Raw genomic sequence first — 16358 nt, 5'->3', positions numbered from 1 at the left:
ATTGTGTTGTTAAATCGTTGCGGGGTTGATATGAATATTCGTCGTTTTGTTGTTTATCTTCTGATTACGCTTCTTTCACTGCCTGGCTGGGCGGCGATGCAAATTTCGCCCAGACCTGCAAAACCGCCTGTACAGCAACAGGTATTGCCATCCTATGCCGATGATGCGGCGTTGATACGTCAAACCTTTGAAAGCCAGCTGTTTACATTACCGGCTTTTAAAATGGGCCATTATGGCCTGAGGATGTATCGCCAGACACTGGATCCCAAATACCAGTCGGCCGTGTGGTCAGATTTGGCACGCGTGGCAAGCCGGCTCAATGCCGTGACGACAGAAATTCACACACCGGCACAGATAAAAGCCTATTCGGATGCCCGTGAAGCCAGATATCAGCGCAAAGATGATGCCCGCAGTGATTTACGTTATCTGGCCACCCGCGATTACCCTGAGTATTACTTTTTGGGCGTCGATCTGCTGGGTTCTATGGCCCGCGCCAATGAATACGGTCTCAAACACAGGGACGATCACAAATTACGCGACATTATCCGCCGCTATGACTTTGCCCGTTATGCCACCGACCCTGACATGATTCGCGCCTGGGCAGCACAGCTGGCCAATCAGGTTTACTGGTTACGTCAGCTTGGCGAGCAGGACGTGGTTGAGCCTTTTATTGCTGCTTTCCGGGCGACCTATCCGGACAGCCAGGATAAACAGCTCAGCGAGCAGCAGTACATGAACAAGATATACGGCATGACCCATATTATCTTTGCGGCATCCTCGTATTATCAGTATCAGCTCAAGGAAAGCGATTTTCAGTGGATTTATGATCACTTTCGCCGCCATATCGACGATATTCTGTTGCATACCAAGGAAGATGTGGTGGCGGAAGTGGGTATCAGCTTTCTGTTAGCCGGCCTGCAGGATGATCCAGTGGTCGAAAAAACGCGCCAGTTCATCCAGACATCGATCGACCGGCAAACGGGTATGGTGCCGTCGGTAAAAGGTGAAAGCGAGCTGTATGACGGTGAGCACCGCAACACGCTGGCGATCATGCTACTGGACTGGCGTGGCGTACATGCCGCTCCGACAGTCACCAACCAACCGGCCATGTTTGAGAGCTTGCCTTATGGTTTGGTGCCTAAGTATTAGACTCTTTTCACAGTGAAACCCGCGAGCTTGCCTGTAGCGGCAGAGAAATGATATTTAAGTGAAAGGCAATTCGATGCATAAAAGGACAAGCATTTGAAATATATCTGGCTATCTGTTTTTACGGCGGTGCTTATCTGGTCTGGCATTGAGCCGAAAGATACCTTTACCTGGTTTCTTGAAGTGCTGCCTGCGCTGATTGGCCTTGTGCTGATTGCGCTCACGTACAACACCTTCAGGCTCACCCCGTTACTGTACGGGCTGATTTTACTGCATTGTATTGTGTTAATGGTGGGTGGTCATTACACCTACGCCGAAGTGCCTTTGTTCGACAATCTGTTCGGGGCCGAAAGAAATAACTACGACAAAGTCGGTCATTTTTTTCAGGGATTTGTCCCGGCGATTCTGGCAAGGGAAATACTGATCAGAAAGCAGATAGTCAATGGCCGGTTTTGGGTGAGTGTGGTTGCTGTGTCTATGTGTTTAGCCTTCAGCGCCTTTTATGAACTGATTGAATGGTGGGTAGCACTGGCGACAGGTGAAAACGCAGAGGCGTTTCTGGGTACACAGGGTTATGTCTGGGATACCCAGTCTGATATGGCATTTGCGTTAGTCGGTGCTTTGTGCGCTACGTTTTTACTTTCCCGCTGGCATAACAGCCAGCTGGTTTCTCTGCACCAAACGAATGAACCACAACAAAGGAATGAATCATGGTGACTTGTTTTTTACGTTACATTATTGACCCTTATAAAGTCAGCGAATTTGAAGAATATGCCCAAATGTGGATACCGCTCGTCAATAAATTTGGTGGTCAGCACAACGGCTATTTCCTGCCTTCTGAAGGTGCCAGTAATATCGCCCTGGCGCTGTTCACCTTTCCCAGCCTTGCTGATTACGAAACCTACCGGAAAGCGTCCATGACGGACCCGGATTGCCTGCGCGCCTTTCAGTATGCCGAGGATACCCGCTGTATTATCAGTTACGAGCGAAACTTTTTCCGCCCGGTGTTCGGCAATGCATAACACGCTTGCGAGCATGCATTGTCTGGCGGCAATGCCAGTGATATTGAATGAACCGGGACTGATCTGAACAATGCCAGCCGACACCGGCTGGCATTGATAGTAAGGGGAGTCAGGTATCAGAACCCGACATTCATACCCACCCAGTAACGTCGACCATCTTCCACATAGCCATATTCGTCATAAGTGACTTCTTCATCCAGCAGGTTATAAATGGCGGCATTGACGGCCACATTATCCGTTAACTGATAACTTACCCCCATGTCTAGGAAGGTATAAGACGGGGCTTCCAGGCTGCTTGATGATGGCCCTGTTGTCGGTTCCATCTCTTCGCCGTGATAGGTGACCTGTCCCCAGGTTTCTAAGTCAGCCGTGGCTTGCCAGGAAAGATCGGTGCTGAATAAATGCTTTGGCAACTGAACCAGTGGCTGGCCCTTATAGTCGCCCGATTTTTGCTCAGAATCGTTAAAGGTGTAGCTGGCGTTCCAGAAGACACTGTCACCCAGTGGAGTGCTGAGGCTGAGTTCGACACCTTGTGTCGTCGCTTCATCGATGTTGATGCGTTTTGTTGCCACGCTGCCACTGCTGTTGACCGGGCCACAACTGGTACATTCGATACGAGAAATCTTATCTTTAAAGTCGTTATTAAAGAGCGTGACGCTCGAAGTGAGCCCGTCATCATTCTGGTAGTTCAGACTGACTTCGGTATTGACTGACTTTTCAGGCTGCAGATCCGGGTTACCATAGATATCGCCGCCGCGGCTGCCTTGTGCCCAATCTGCCGAGGTTTCACGCAATGTCGGCGCGCGATAACCGGTCGATACACCGCCTTTAAACACCCAATTTGATGCGATGCTCCAGACACCGTAAGCACGGGGGCTGACATGAGTACCGTAGTTTTCATCGTCATCGACACGCGCCCCTAGCGTTAAGCTGAATGAGTCGACAATGGCCCATTCATCTTCAACAAAGACCGCCACACGGTTACTGTCCAGCTCCGTTAAGTCGGAAGCACTGTTGGATGTATAATCTTCAAGTTTTTCATATTGATATTCAAAACCCGATGTCAAAATATGGGAAGAGACTGGAGTGACCAGGCTGGTCTTGAAGACAGTGTTTTTGCTTTCCATCTCCCGGGTTTTGTTTTCCGAGTTTTCATATTGCAAATAAGTGTTGGATTGCCCGACGGCGCCCCAGTCACCCTGGTGAGTGATGGCGTAATGGGTACGGGTATATTCTTCTAAAGTATCAACACATTCTCCGCGGCAGCCTTGTGTTGCGACTGACTTACCAACCGTTCCGGCGCGGGATTGCTCGCTGATCCCTGCTTCTAATGAAATATCGTGTTGATCATTCAGCTGATATGTGAGCTTGGAGCTGAAGCTGTTGAGATCTTTATCTTGATAGCCATTGGTGATCGTGTCTTCATCGCGGACTGTGGTTTGGCCGTTAAACTGTGCGGTGAGATTTTCCGTTAATGGGCCGGTAAGGAAGAAGTTGGCACTGCGCTCATCGCCAGAGTCGCGATTTTCCTGAATGGTGGTACCCAATTGAAGATTGCCGAGCCAGTGCTGGTTGTCTTTGCGGGTGATGATGTTAACAACACCGCCAATGGCATCGGAACCGTATAGTGTCGACATCGGGCCGCGGATAACCTCAATGCGCTCAATCGCTTCTAAAGGCGGCAGCCAGCCTTGTTCTATTCCCGGCCCGTCACTGTTTGGCCGGGTTTGGCGAGACGACTGGCGTTTACCATCAACCAGAATCAAAGTGTACGCAGAACCCATACCGCGGATACTGATGTCTTTATTGTCGCCACCCCCTGTGATGGTGACACCGGGAACCGTTTTCAGTGCATCGGTGACATCACGATAATATTTATGCTCAAGCTCATCACGAGTGATCACACTGATGCTGGCGGGCGCGGTGATTTCAGCCTGCTCATAACCGGATGCAGTCACTACCATGGTTTCGGTCACAGGGGATTGCTGAGCGGCCTGTACACTGGCAGCCAATAGTACTGAGCCCGTCAAAGTGGAAAGGGGTAAACGATAGCTAGACATTATTTTTTCCATAAATGATAATGATTCTTAAATTTATTTGCGGATTATTCCTATATTCGCAGCTATTGACTAGATCGATGAGTGGAACGGGCCGTTCCGAAAATGGGATGAGGATGAAAACAGAACTGCAGGGTATCCGGGCATTTGCTGCATTGAGTCGTTTTCATAGTGTGACTGCCGCAGCAAAGGCATTGAATCAGCCGAAATCAACCATCAGCCGCCGGCTGGCTCAGTTAGAAACTGAAATGGGGCAAAGGCTGTTTATCAAGCAAGGTTCCCGTCTGATGCTGACACGTGCCGGAGAGGTATTTTCGGAATACTGTCAGCGCTTACTGACCATGGCGGAAGAGTCACAAAATGCGCTGCAATCGCTCAAGCAGAGTGTGGCAGGCGAAGTCACGTTACTGGCGCCCCAAAGCCTGGTGCGAGGCTGGTTAAGGCATGAGCTGCATCATTTTCTGGATGCCCATCCTCAAGTCAATATCCGCTTATTTACCGAGGGCCGTGATGAATATTTCCAGCACGAGCCGGACCTAGTGCTAGCGATTGGGGAACAGGAACTGCCGGGAACATGGCGTAAGAAAACGCTCGGCTACTGGCAGTTTGGCTTGTATGCATCACCCCGGTATATCCAGAAAAACGGCGTGATTACACACCCTGAACAGCTCAATTCTCATCAGTGGCTGCCGTTTGACAGTGATAAAAGCCATACCGTTTATCTTTCTAACGGGCAAGAGGACTGTGTGGTGATGCCGCCCATCAGCCGGTTAACCAGCGATAACCTGGTGCTGCAGCTTGATTCCATCTCATCGGGTTATGGCGTCGGGTTATTACCGACCTGGATTGCCAATAATTACCTCAAAGCGCACCCGGGTAATTTAATGCCCTGTTTACCCGAGTGGTATGCCGCTGCCCGCCCTGTGGTGTGTTATTTTGCCGCTGGCGTGCTGCCGCTCAGAGTGCAAACATTGATCAAAGCGCTGAATGAGCATGCCCCGAGAGAATGGCTGGAACCCATTAACCTGACTGCTCAAACCTCTGGTAGCTTGTCTGAAGCGGGTTGATGCCGAGTAGAAGAGTGGATATCAGTGCTTACGAGAAGTATAAACACATACGTTTTCCGTTGATTTCGATAACGTTAAAAGGGGTTTCGTATATCTCAGACAGCACATCAGCATCAATCACTTGTTCAACCCGGCCCTTGGCGATAATTTCACCTTTTTTCAGCGCAATGATGGTGTCGGAGTAGCAGGACGCAAAGTTGATATCATGAATGACGATGACCACCGCTTTATGTAATTCATGGGCTAAACGACGAATGGTGTGCATGATTTGCAAAGAGTGCTTGATATCTAAGTTATTGAGCGGCTCATCTAAAAAGACATAATCGGTATCTTGTGCGATCACCATGGCAATAAAAGCGAGCTGACGTTGCCCGCCACTGAGTTCGTCGAGGTAGCTATCCTGGATGTTACCGAGATCTAAATACGCAATGGCTTTATCGATCACATCATTATCTTCTGTGGTTAAGTTGCCCTGGCAATAAGGAAACCGGCCGAAGGCGATCAGCTCGCGCACGGTAAACCGCAGGCTAACGCTGTTAGCCTGGCGCAACACAGATAAACGTTTGGCCAAGGCCTTGGTATCCCACGCCACCAGCTCCCTGCCATCAATCCAGACTTCGCCCTCATCACGCTTTAACAAACGTCCGGCCATAGAAAGCAGTGTACTTTTCCCGGCACCATTGGGGCCAATAATTGCCGTGACTTTCCCTTTTGCAAATTCCGCACTGGCATTGTTCACCACAGGGTGATCGCCAAAGCGTTTGGTTAATTGTTTTAATTCAATCATCAGGGTTACACCACTTTACTTCGTAACAGTAAGAATAAGAAATAGATGCCGCCGGCAAAGTTAATCACCACGCTCAGTGTGGTTTCAAAGCCAAATGCTTTTTCGATAACCCATTGACCGGTTAGCAAAGTCGCGACAGACATCAAACCGCAGACGGTTAATAAATATTTGTGTTGATAGGTTTTCAGCCATTCCCGGGTCAGGTTGGTGATCAAAAGGCCAAAGAACATAATCGGACCGATTAACGCGGTTGCAATGGCAATTAACACAGAGGACAGCAATAAAACGGTACGCGTTGTTCGCTGAATATCCACACCCAGGCTGGTGGCGTTATCCTGGTCGAGTAAGTACACATCAAGCGTTCGGTGAATGTTAAATAACCAGGCTGACACCAGAATCAGAACAGGTAATGTCCAATACACTAATTCCACATGAATATTATTGAAACTTGCAAACATACTGGCTTGTACATTGGCAAACTCATCCGGATCCATCAGCATGGTGAGAAAAGACGAACCGCTTTGGAAAAGCTGACCAAAAATAACACCTAATAACAGCAGTGAAATAATATTGCTGGCGGAATACCGGAAATAGAGTAAGAACAAAATGAAAGAAAATGCCATCATCAAGATCACGGAGATCGAAAAGTTGATCACAGCATGGGTCATCATCACACTCAGCCCGCCAAACAGGCTGACGACCAGCACCTGAATAAGCAAATACAGCGAGTCAAAGCCCATGATGCCCGGAGTTAGTATCCGGTTATTGGTAATGGTCTGAAAGCAAAAAGACGCAATACCAATGGCGAAGCCAGCAATGATCATTGCCAGTACCTTGGGAATTCGGCGCGATAAGAAGTATTGGTAGTTGTCAGCCGTTAGGCCATAACCAATGAACAGCCCGGCCATGACTATGCTTAAAATCAGCAGGAGAAACATTTTATGTTTATCCGTTATTTGTTTATTGCTCATGGCGCATTCCTTTCAACACCAGGAAAATAAAGACACTGCCACCGAGCAGGCTGATCACCATGGAGATTGGAATTTCGTAAGGAAAAATCAGCACCCGGCCAACCAGATCGCATGCCAGAACCAGAATCGCACCTAACACAGCAGTGCGCGGAATGTTCTTGCGCAGGTTATCGCCATAAAAATGGTTAACCAGGTTGGGAACAATCAAGCCGAGAAAGGGCAACTGGCCGACAATCATCACCACAGTAGCGGCCATAATCGAGATCAGCGCGACACCAATCGTCATCACTTGCTGATAATTCAGACCAAGATTGATTGCGAAGTCTTTGCCCATCCCCACCGCTGAAATGCGTGTTGCGTATACATAGCTGAAGATGGCGACAGGCAGGGCAATATAGAGCAGCTCATAATTGCCTGCCAGGATGTTGGCAAAATTAGCGACAGCCCAGCCAGACAGGTTTTGCAGTGCATCATATTTATAGGCGATGAAGGTTGCCATAGAAGCAATGATATTGCCGAAAATGATCCCAATTAAAGGTACAAAAACCGCGTTTTTAAATTGAATTCGCTGGATAAGCTGTACAAAGAACAGCGTGCCGATCATTGCAGTAGCAAAAATAAGCCACAGCTGATCGCCGTTGCCAAAAATCACTAAACTTAAGACAAAACCCAGCATTGAGCACTCAATCGTGCCTGAGGTAGAAGGCGCAGCAAATCGGTTCTGGCTGATTTGCTGCATGATAAGGCCAGCGATACTCAGTCCTCCACCGGCCAGCAAAATTGCAAGTAAACGGGGAACACGGCTAGACATAAATAATTGCCAGGCATTGGCATCACCATTAATAAGGTGGGCTAACGATACGTTGCCCACCCCAATAAATAATGAAGACAAACTCAGGCAGACTAAAATAAACAGCAATTTAGTCACAACAACCTCAGATCTGATTACTGCGCTTTGTTCAACGCTTCAATGTCTTCAATCATGGTTTGTGTGGCAGTAATACCTGAGCTGGCGACATACCAGGCTGGAATATCAAGGTAAACCATACGATTATTCTGATAAGCTTTGGTTGATTTGACTAAATCGTTATCAAAATCCTGTCGGGTCGTACTTTTTCCTTTATTGACTAATTTGTCGCGGTCTAATATCAGCAAGGTGGAAGGGTTTTCCTGGCTGACCAGTTCATACGAGACCAATTGACCGTGCCCGCCAGTTTTCTCTGATTTTTTATCTTTTACTGCTGTTTCAATCGTGGGTGTAAAGCCGAAATCCTGATACAAGACGGCAAAGCGAGAGCCTTCACCAAATGACGTCACATTGCCCCCGGAGCTCATCAGCATGAGCGCATCCATATTATGGCTCTGGTTGTAGTCTTTGATTGCCGCAAAGCGCTGGTTTAATGTTTCGATTTTTTGCTTGACGACATCCTGTTTATCAAAGATTTCCCCTAAGTCGTGCCACAGCGCTTGGGTGCTTTGCCAGTAATCACTGCCATTTTCAACCGCAAAGACAAAGGTAGGCGCAATGTTAGTCAGTTCTTTAAAGTGTTTGGAGCTGCGAGGGCCGACAATAATAAGATCTGGCTTCTGGGTATAAATGGATTCAAAGTCGGGTTCAAAAATGGTGCCCGCAGAAGAGACAGTATTGTCATTATATTGAGTGAGATAGCCGGGTAATGGCGTGCCTTTTGATACCGCAACCGGCTTAATTCCCAACGCATCAACAGCATCTAACGCACCAATGCCGATCACCACGACACGTTTTGGCGATGTTTCTACAGTGGTTGAGCCCATAATGTGGTCAACGGTGACGGATTTAGCCATGACAGGCAATGTGGTCATAAGACCAAGACTGAGTAAGCCGGTCGCGATCAAACCCGATTTTGCGAAACATTTCATTTCCAATTCCTTTACCTAATCGATAATTATTATCATTACGATTACTATATGGTTTTTGAAAAACATATCAATATTTCTAATGTAAAGTTACGAAAAGAGCGGGCCGGGTCATGGCGACCAATCGATGCGGCTTAGCTTGACTTTTCGCTGGAAATACAAAGGGACGTGGGGAGACACAGCCAATTATTTTTATGATCAATCATCAAGTTTTCACTCTGATATTTGTTTGTGTCTGCGCAATGCTCTAAATCTAACAGGTGGGAAAACAAAGGGAATTCAATCTTTTTAAGGAAGCAGGTATGGAGTTGTTTACATTTGAACGTTTGGAAAAATTAGTCGGAGACAGCATGTCAATGACTCTTGATGAAGGGGCGTCCTGCGAAGTTGAAATTACCGGGGTAAAACGAACAGGCACTCATAGCAAAGTATGGGAGTCTTTTGCATTGTACCTTGATTGCACGGCTCTGAATGGCGCTGTTGAACAGGGAACTTATCTTTTCGGTCACCACAGCTTAGGTGAAGCGTCTTTGTTTGTTTCCCCTAATTCTGCCAAAGAGCTGGAAGTGATTTTTTCCCGCAAGGTCACTCATTCATAACTACCAGAGGTCAGCATGGAACCTTATATCGGTAATATCCAAATGTTCGGGGCGAGCTTTGCGCCGAAAGACTATGCCTTTTGTAACGGGCAAACGATTCTGATCCATCAAAATCAAGCCTTATATGCCTTGCTGGGTAATACATTTGGCGGCACAGTGAATACCAATTTTAAATTACCTGATCTGCAGGGAAGAATGCCTGTTGCGCCGGGAGTCTTTCAGGATTCGGGCCGGCAGGTGGATCAGGGCCAGTCGGGTGGTATGGAAGCGGTAGCCTTGTCAGTGGCACAAATGCCTGCCCATATCCACGAGGTGTACGCCTCTACTGAACCTGGTAATTCGCCCAGACCGAACAATAAAGCCGCCAGCCAGGCCAGCGTTTTGTCGTCATCGGCCTTCAACACGCCGGTTTACTCACAGCCCAATCAACTTGTTGCGATGAACGAAAAGGCGATCAGCTCAACCGGTGCCGGCCAGTCCCACAACAACATGCAGCCCAGTACAGTGATCAATTTTTGTATCGCGCTGACCGGCCTTTTCCCTGCAAGGGATTGATACGGAGATCCAATATGTCTACACGTTATCTGTCGGAAATCACGCTCTTTGCAGGCTCTTATGCGCCTGTACAGTGGGCATACTGTACAGGCACCCTGCTGCCGATTACCAATAATGAAGCCCTGTATTCTTTGCTGGGAATTACCAATGGAGGCGATGGCCGCACCAATTTTGCGTTACCGGATCTTCAGGGACGCGTCCCTGTTGGAATGGGGCAAGGTACGGGGTTGACGCGAAGAACACAGGGGCAAAAAATCGGCCAGGAAACGGTCCAGTTAACAGTGAATAACTTGCCGAATCACAGCCATGGACTTCAGGCCTCAGCAACTCCGGCCCTGTCTCCAGAGCCTTCTGCTGCTTTGGTGTTGGGACAGGCGAATCAGTACTTTGCCGATCCTGACGCCGGGGATCTTGTTGAGATGCAGCAAGCGGCAATTGCTTCCACGGGCGACGGACGGGCGCATTCCAATATGGCCCCCTCGCTGGCGCTGAATTTTATCATCTGCACTGCAGGTGTTTATCCATCCCAAAGCTAGAGGATAAGGCTAATGAGTGAAGCTTTTTACGGTGAAATAATGATGATGCCTTATTTCTATGCACCGAGAGGGTGGGCATATTGCAATGGGCAACAAGTGAGCTTGATGCAAAATCAGGTTTTGTATGCCGTCATTGGCGACAGGTTTGGCTCGGATAACCGGACATATCTCAATTTGCCGGATCTGAGAGCAAGAGCGCCGATTGGAGCCGGCAATGGCCCCGGACTGACACCTCAATTTCTGGCTGAGAAGGCGGGGAGTGATGTCGTCACCCTGTGGGAGGCCAATCTGCCTGAGCATAGCCATCAGATGAGAGGTGCGGTGAAACCACTTTCGACCACAGAAGCACAAGGCGCAGTGCCCGGATTGCTGATCGAAAATGGGATAGTTGAAAACCGCTACAGTACCGGCGATCCGAATACGACATTGAGTATGGAGAGCCTGAGTGAAACCGGGCAGACGCAGGCACATGAGAATATGCAGCCCTATCTGGCGATCAATTTTTGTATTTGCGTAGATGGTATTTTTCCGCAGCGACCGTAACTTGATGTCCTCCGGCCCTCATTACGGCCGGAGTTTTTTTGTTGGAGTCTATGGTCAGCGTGATGCGATTCATAATGATGCTCTGTGTTTTACTAACGGGCCGAGTGGCCGCAGGCACAGACTGGCCTGCCTCGATCTCTAATGTATCAGGGACATCCGCTCGCCTTGACCTTGTATTCTCTCCAGCAGGGCGAGCCGGTTTATACGCATTCAGCGCTGGCAAACAAAGGGTTGCGGCTGGGTAAAAGAGTATTGTTCCGTCACAGTAAAACCCTGGATTTAGATCAGGTGAAGGCGCTTTCCGGCCGACGCTTTGCCAGGGTGTTTGAGCTCGAAAAAGCCTGCTGGTCTGTTGCCATAAGCCAAAGCGCCAGTGAGTCTTTGTCTTTGATTGAACAGCTGCGCGGTACAGAAGGTATCACTCTGGCAGAGCCTGATTTGTTACAGGTCAGGCTATATCGGGACAGCGGAAACAGCCCTGTCTCCCGCGCACCGGCAACGGCTGTCAGGCAGCAATTGTCACTGACAACCTGGCCTGAAGATGCCGGACGTGGGGTTAAGATTGCGGTGATTGATTCTGCATTCAGCCTGTCTGCCCCCATGCTTGATTCTATGGCTGTTGAGATACATTACGATATCGATAACCGGCGTGCCTTACCGGTGAAGCCAGCTCCGGCCTTGCTTGCGCTCGACACTTTACACGGTGATGCCAGTCTGGCTGCGATTTGGTCACGTCATCCTGATTATCCCGGCATTGCGCCTGACGCCGGTGCCATTCTATTACGCCGCGATAAAAACTGGACCTCGGATATTTTAATGTCGTTGCAATTGTCTTATCTGGCTGGTGCAGATTTGGTTCAGGCGGCCTGGATATTACCTTTTACCCAGCAGGCGCTTGCGGAGGCGTTAGATTATTTGTCCTATCACGGACGGCAGGGAAAAGGCACTGTGATTGTCGCGGCTGCAGGCAATCATGCTGACCATCTTGATAACGGCTTTTCATTGGCTGCTCAACCTCAGGTACTCAGTGTGAATGCGGTGAGCCAAGGTGTTAAGTGGCCGGTGACAGGCAGCCATATTGCCAGCTATGTTGAGGTGCCTTATCTGGTCTATTCCAGCGCGACGGGCAAATACAGTCTGGTATATTCCAATACCTCGGCGGCAACAGCTGCCATGACAGGCGTGCTGGCGGCTGTGCTGAGTGTTGAGCCGTCACTGTCCGCCAAACAGCTGGGTCAGCTAGTCCGGCAATACAGCCAGCCAGTACTGAATGCACAAAACATGATACATCATGTGCAAAACAATCGTATGACGCACTAAAAGCGATCGGTTCAGGGAAGTCAGATTATGCAATTACAAGATTTAAAGTTGCCGGGTGGATTACATGTCCGGCCATCCAATTCTTCTGCCGCAGACAGGGTGTTTCTGGAGAAGCTGCACAATGAACGCCGGGATGATTTGCGATTAATTGACGGCGAAAGGGATTTTATTGAATCGCTGATTGAGATGCAGTTCAACGCGATGAATCAGGGCTATGGCGATCAGTTCCCTAATGCCCTGTACTTCATCATTGAGTATCACAAAGAGACGGTAGGACGGGCGGTGCTCGATTTCTCGCAGGACAAAGTCCACCTGATCGATATTGTGTTTAAAAGAGAGGCGAGAGGACACGGTTTGGGTGAGGCGGTTATCCGCTCATTCATGTATTCTGCTAACCAGTTGAAAGCGCCTATGATCCTGTCTGTCCAGCAACTTAATCACAGTGCCAGACAGCTTTACCATAAACTTGGGTTTGTGCTTGATCAGATAGAGCCTCCCTATGAGCGGATGATCTGGTATCCGCCCAGTACCCGGCAGATTTATGCGGGCATATGACTATACGGGTCTCAGGCAGAGCTACACCAGATAGCCAAATCGGGCAAACAAGCTGGCATGCGGTTTGAAATGCTTGTCAGCAACGGCCCGCTCTTGGGGGCTCAGGCGGGCAATCTGGCTGGTATTGCGGTTTTCCAGCGCGGATTGCTGGCCTTTGACCCAGCGAGGCGGTTTGAAGTCGAGGTCATTAAATTCAGGCGCGAAGTGGCGGATTATCTGTGCCGTTCGCGCGGGCGCGTCGCAGACATCTTCATAGCGAATCAGGGCATGCGGTGATTGGCATTGTTCCAGATTCAAAGCCTGTTGCTGGAAACACCATAAAACATGCTGTGCAGCGAGCTTTTCTATATCGGCTAAATCACGTCTTGCCCTGACAACCGACTCAAACATGGCGTACGGATTGCGGATCAGGAAAAGAAATTTCGCATCATCAAATTCCTCAGCCAGCATGGCCATTCTGGCAATATTGCAGGGGGATTTTTCTACGAAAATGCTGGCGTCATCGGACTGTGGCGTTGCAGCACCGGACCAAAGGTTACGGATAGTTTGCCAGTCGTAGGCCTTGGGGTTGCGGAGCTTATTTATGGTATTGAACTGGCTCCAGACAAAGTGGCTGTTGTCCCGATTGGGGTTCGGGCCGGCAAAACCCGCAATATAATGCCCTTCGCCGGGCAGTGTAATGGCGTGTTTGCAGTCTCCGAGTGCGGCAGAGACCAGGGATGAGCCTGAATTGTTCGGACTCATAATAAACAGGTGATGTTTGGCATTGTGAATCCGTTTGACGGGCCGGGCATCAAAAATAAGGTGGATGCGATCTGTATCAGAGCGGTTGATGACCCTGTGCAGTCCCAGATTATTAATGTCATACATGACGCCTGTTTTTAATTGGTGCCGTTCCCGGCCCAGATAAAAATGCACCTGGTCGTGAGTAATAATCGGGACATGGACTCTGTGGTACCGGGCAAATATCGGTGCGCTGTCTCTGTGTTCGGCAATTTCACCGCCTGCGGGTAATCTGGCAAACATCAGCTTGGAGATATCCAGACGTGTATAACCGTAGTATTGGGCAAAGCGCGCAAAGATCGGGGCGAGGAGCGGCTGAACCACAGAGAGCAACGAATCATTGCTTTCGGTGAACTCATCGGTTTTAAAGTACAGCACGACACTTTCAGTTTGTTTGTGTACTTCATAGGTGTTTTGACGATAAGTGTTTGCTTTCCAGGCGGAATCCGGTAATTGTTTCAGGAATCGGGTAATGTCGCTGATATCGACATCACCTATTTGGATGCAGGCTTGGTCAAGAAGCATAATTCGCCTGTATAAAGTCAAAAAGAGATAACAAACCTTATCGTTATTGTTGGATGAAAAGCAATCGTTATGACAGGCAACGAAGTGAAACTGAATTATGTCATTACCAGTTGTGTCCGTTTTCCATTATTGCTGCAGGCAATGAAGAGCAGCTTACTGGTCAGCGCCCATAATCTGGATTGTCTGTTTGTGATTAGCAGTGACGGTGAAGAGATAAAAGTTGAGCATCTTCGTGTGCCTCAGTTACTGGGTATTGCACTCAGTGATGATCAACAGCGTTTATCATTAGCGGCTTATCATCAGGTATGGGATTACCAGCGCATAACGGCACTGCCAGCGCTGCATGCTTCTGTCCAATCCACCCAGGGCAGAGATGCCGTTTTTTACCCTTGTGGTTCAATGACCACAGGGCACCTTAATACCCACGATCTTGCCTGGGGCAAAGACAGACTGTACATGGTCAATACCCGGTTTAATTGCATTGCCAGCCCTGTTTATGGCAAAAGTTTTGATGTTGTCTGGAAACCCCCCTTTATTTCCGCGCTGGTGGCAGAAGATCGGTGTCACTTAAATGGGCTGGCACTCAAACACGGCCAGCCTGCTTATGTCAGTTACTTTTCTGAAACCGATCACCGTTTTGGCTGGCGTGATGGCAGCAGCTTTGATGGTGCCATTATGCGTATTTCAGATGAACAGCCAGTGATTAAAGGTCTGTGCCTTCCCCATTCACCACGTGTTCATCAGAACTACCTGTATTTTTGTGAATCGGGTACCGGGCGCTTATGGCGATGTTCCGAAGCGCGCTTGCCGGCATCAAAAAGCGATTTGGAACTGGTGGCCGAACTGAATGGCTTCACCCGCGGATTGCGTATTGTGGGTGAGATGGCGTTCGTCGGACTCTCTAAGGTACGAAAGGCAAAAGACGGGTCCTCCCGGCATACCGATATGCCTTTGCTGGAGAAACAGCAAGATCTGCGCTCTGGCATTAGTGTGATAGACCTCCGTGATGGCAGTGAAATTGCTTGTCTGACTTTTTCGGGCGATCTTAATCAGATCTATGACGTTGAAATGGTTTTTGGTTGCAATAACCCACTTATTTTTGATTTAAACTCGGAAGAATTATCTGATTTATTTCACCTCTGACAAGAGTCACCTTCATTTTTTTGCGTTTAAAATATCCTGTGATGTCATATTTTTCATATGGCTTTCTTGTACATTTATTGGCCTCTGATTTAATAGCTACAAGTTGCATTTATTTTTTATTTTTTGTTGGAGCTAGGGCCCGTTCCTGAGTAGTAAGTGGAAAGCGGGGTTAGCTCGTTTTGAAGCATCACACTATTGCAGGCAAATTATGAACAACGGGCTGATGATGTCGCGTTTAGCAACAGCTACGCGGCAGTTTTTCGCATGTTCGGATGAAGTGAATGTTGAAATACTTTCGCTTCATCCCGTGAAGCAAGACATTAAAAAGTGGGTAGCCACGCTGGCGCTCGGGTTGGCAGGCAGCCAGCTATTGATCGCTGGTGCACATGCCGAAGTGACTCAGCAAACCAGCTCACAGGCACCAGCTTCTGAACCTAGTGCTATTTCTCAGTCTGCGTCTGCCGGTCTTGAGTTTGATCTGAATACCTTTTTGGCACAAACCCAGAATCTCAATCGCAGTGTACAGGCATCCAAACATATAGTTGGTGAACTCTCACCCGTTAACGTACCGAACCGGAGCGCGCAGGCAGGCGAGGCGATGCTGGCTGCTGGCCAGTGCTATCTGTATGTCTGTACCAATAATAATCAAGTCTGTTCGACAGACGCAGATTGTAATGATTCTGACACCACGCCACCCACAGTCAGTATCAGCAGCAATAAAACCGCCCTGAAATCTGGCGAAACCGCCACCATCACTTTCACTCTCAGCGAGAGCAGCAGCAATTTCGCTATCGGCGATGTGGCAGTGACGGGCGGCAGTTTGTCGAACTTCACCGGCAGCGGCACGGCACCA

At 48.8% G+C, this 16358-nt stretch carries 18 protein-coding genes; 12 read left to right on the top strand and 6 right to left on the bottom strand.

What is annotated here, in order from left to right; all coding sequences use genetic code 11:
- The first annotated feature begins 30 nt into the window (after positions 1-30).
- The 3 genes from H511_RS0112570 (at position 31) to H511_RS0112560 (ending at position 2168) form a co-directional block, all read left to right on the top strand.
- Positions 31-1149 carry a DUF3541 domain-containing protein gene (locus H511_RS0112570; protein ID WP_027252604.1) on the top strand — a complete coding sequence of 373 codons (1119 nt, stop codon included), beginning with the start codon at positions 31-33 and terminating at the stop codon, positions 1147-1149.
- A gap of 93 nt (positions 1150-1242) precedes the next feature.
- Positions 1243-1863, top strand: coding sequence for a DUF2238 domain-containing protein (locus H511_RS23350; RefSeq protein WP_051288135.1), 621 nt, complete (start codon positions 1243-1245; stop codon positions 1861-1863).
- Positions 1857-2168: an NIPSNAP family protein gene (locus H511_RS0112560; RefSeq protein WP_027252603.1), complete on the top strand. Its 312-nt coding sequence runs from the start codon at positions 1857-1859 to the stop codon at positions 2166-2168. The genes H511_RS23350 and H511_RS0112560 overlap by 7 nt, the downstream gene beginning before the upstream one ends.
- Before the next feature lie 116 nt (positions 2169-2284).
- On the opposite strand, the gene H511_RS0112555 is transcribed toward H511_RS0112560, so the two are convergent.
- A complete protein-coding gene (locus H511_RS0112555) occupies positions 2285-4228 on the bottom strand; it encodes a ligand-gated channel protein (RefSeq protein WP_027252602.1) in 1944 nt (647 codons plus the stop codon).
- 113 nt (positions 4229-4341) lie between these two features.
- Between H511_RS0112555 and H511_RS23345 the strand changes: the two genes are divergently transcribed.
- A complete protein-coding gene (locus H511_RS23345; RefSeq protein ID WP_051288133.1) occupies positions 4342-5292 on the top strand; it encodes a LysR family transcriptional regulator in 951 nt (316 codons plus the stop codon).
- A gap of 28 nt (positions 5293-5320) precedes the next feature.
- On the opposite strand, the gene vctC is transcribed toward H511_RS23345, so the two are convergent.
- From vctC to H511_RS0112530, 4 genes are read right to left on the bottom strand one after another with little or no spacing between them, the layout of a single operon-like run.
- Positions 5321-6079, bottom strand: a complete 759-nt coding sequence (gene vctC, locus H511_RS0112545; RefSeq protein ID WP_027252601.1) for an iron chelate ABC transporter ATP-binding protein VctC — start codon at positions 6077-6079, stop codon at positions 5321-5323.
- A 5-nt stretch (positions 6080-6084) separates the two neighbouring features.
- Positions 6085-7035: an iron chelate uptake ABC transporter family permease subunit gene (locus tag H511_RS0112540; protein ID WP_027252600.1), complete on the bottom strand. Its 951-nt coding sequence runs from the start codon at positions 7033-7035 to the stop codon at positions 6085-6087.
- 4 nt (positions 7036-7039) lie between these two features.
- Positions 7040-7978, bottom strand: coding sequence for an iron chelate uptake ABC transporter permease subunit VctD (gene vctD / locus H511_RS0112535; protein WP_027252599.1), 939 nt, complete (start codon positions 7976-7978; stop codon positions 7040-7042).
- Positions 7979-7995: 17 nt separating this feature from the next.
- Entirely contained in the window at positions 7996-8892 is an 897-nt protein-coding gene (locus H511_RS0112530) for a siderophore ABC transporter substrate-binding protein (protein WP_248616599.1), read from the bottom strand.
- A gap of 356 nt (positions 8893-9248) precedes the next feature.
- Between H511_RS0112530 and H511_RS0112525 the strand changes: the two genes are divergently transcribed.
- The 6 genes from H511_RS0112525 to H511_RS0112500 all read left to right on the top strand — a co-directional run bounded on the left by H511_RS0112525 (position 9249) and on the right by H511_RS0112500 (position 13054).
- Complete coding sequence (locus H511_RS0112525; RefSeq protein WP_027252597.1) at positions 9249-9545, top strand: DUF6916 family protein; 297 nt, start codon at positions 9249-9251, stop codon at positions 9543-9545.
- Positions 9546-9560: 15 nt separating this feature from the next.
- On the top strand, positions 9561-10100 hold the full coding sequence (locus H511_RS0112520; RefSeq protein WP_027252596.1) for a phage tail protein: 540 nt from the start codon (positions 9561-9563) through the stop codon (positions 10098-10100).
- A gap of 14 nt (positions 10101-10114) precedes the next feature.
- Positions 10115-10636, top strand: coding sequence for a phage tail protein (locus H511_RS0112515; protein ID WP_027252595.1), 522 nt, complete (start codon positions 10115-10117; stop codon positions 10634-10636).
- Positions 10637-10648: 12 nt separating this feature from the next.
- Positions 10649-11179 (top strand): phage tail protein, encoded by a 531-nt coding sequence (locus H511_RS0112510; RefSeq protein WP_027252594.1) that lies wholly within the window; start codon positions 10649-10651, stop codon positions 11177-11179.
- A 165-nt stretch (positions 11180-11344) separates the two neighbouring features.
- Positions 11345-12499 (top strand): S8/S53 family peptidase, encoded by a 1155-nt coding sequence (locus tag H511_RS0112505; protein WP_162144611.1) that lies wholly within the window; start codon positions 11345-11347, stop codon positions 12497-12499.
- A gap of 27 nt (positions 12500-12526) precedes the next feature.
- Positions 12527-13054 (top strand): GNAT family N-acetyltransferase, encoded by a 528-nt coding sequence (locus tag H511_RS0112500; RefSeq protein WP_027252592.1) that lies wholly within the window; start codon positions 12527-12529, stop codon positions 13052-13054.
- Between the two features lie 21 nt (positions 13055-13075).
- Here H511_RS0112500 and H511_RS24135 read toward each other — a convergent pair whose 3' ends face one another.
- Positions 13076-14362, bottom strand: coding sequence for an aspartyl/asparaginyl beta-hydroxylase domain-containing protein (locus H511_RS24135; protein WP_051288129.1), 1287 nt, complete (start codon positions 14360-14362; stop codon positions 13076-13078).
- A gap of 69 nt (positions 14363-14431) precedes the next feature.
- Here H511_RS24135 and H511_RS23335 point away from each other — a divergent pair, with 69 nt between their 5' ends.
- Together H511_RS23335 and H511_RS24825 are read left to right on the top strand one after the other, a co-directional pair.
- The gene (locus H511_RS23335) at positions 14432-15505 is read left to right on the top strand and encodes a TIGR03032 family protein (protein WP_051288127.1); all 1074 of its coding nucleotides are present in this window, start codon (positions 14432-14434) and stop codon (positions 15503-15505) included.
- Between the two features lie 208 nt (positions 15506-15713).
- Positions 15714-16358 (top strand): Ig-like domain-containing protein (locus H511_RS24825; RefSeq protein WP_027252591.1); only part of this gene is annotated, 645 nt, incomplete at its 3' end.

The sequence above is a fragment of the Photobacterium halotolerans DSM 18316 genome, from assembly GCF_000425165.1.
In the GTDB taxonomy this organism is placed as follows: Bacteria; Pseudomonadota; Gammaproteobacteria; order Enterobacterales; family Vibrionaceae; genus Photobacterium; species Photobacterium halotolerans.
The sequence above is the reverse complement of the archived record's forward strand: the minus strand, read 5'-3'. Positions and strand labels throughout refer to the sequence as shown.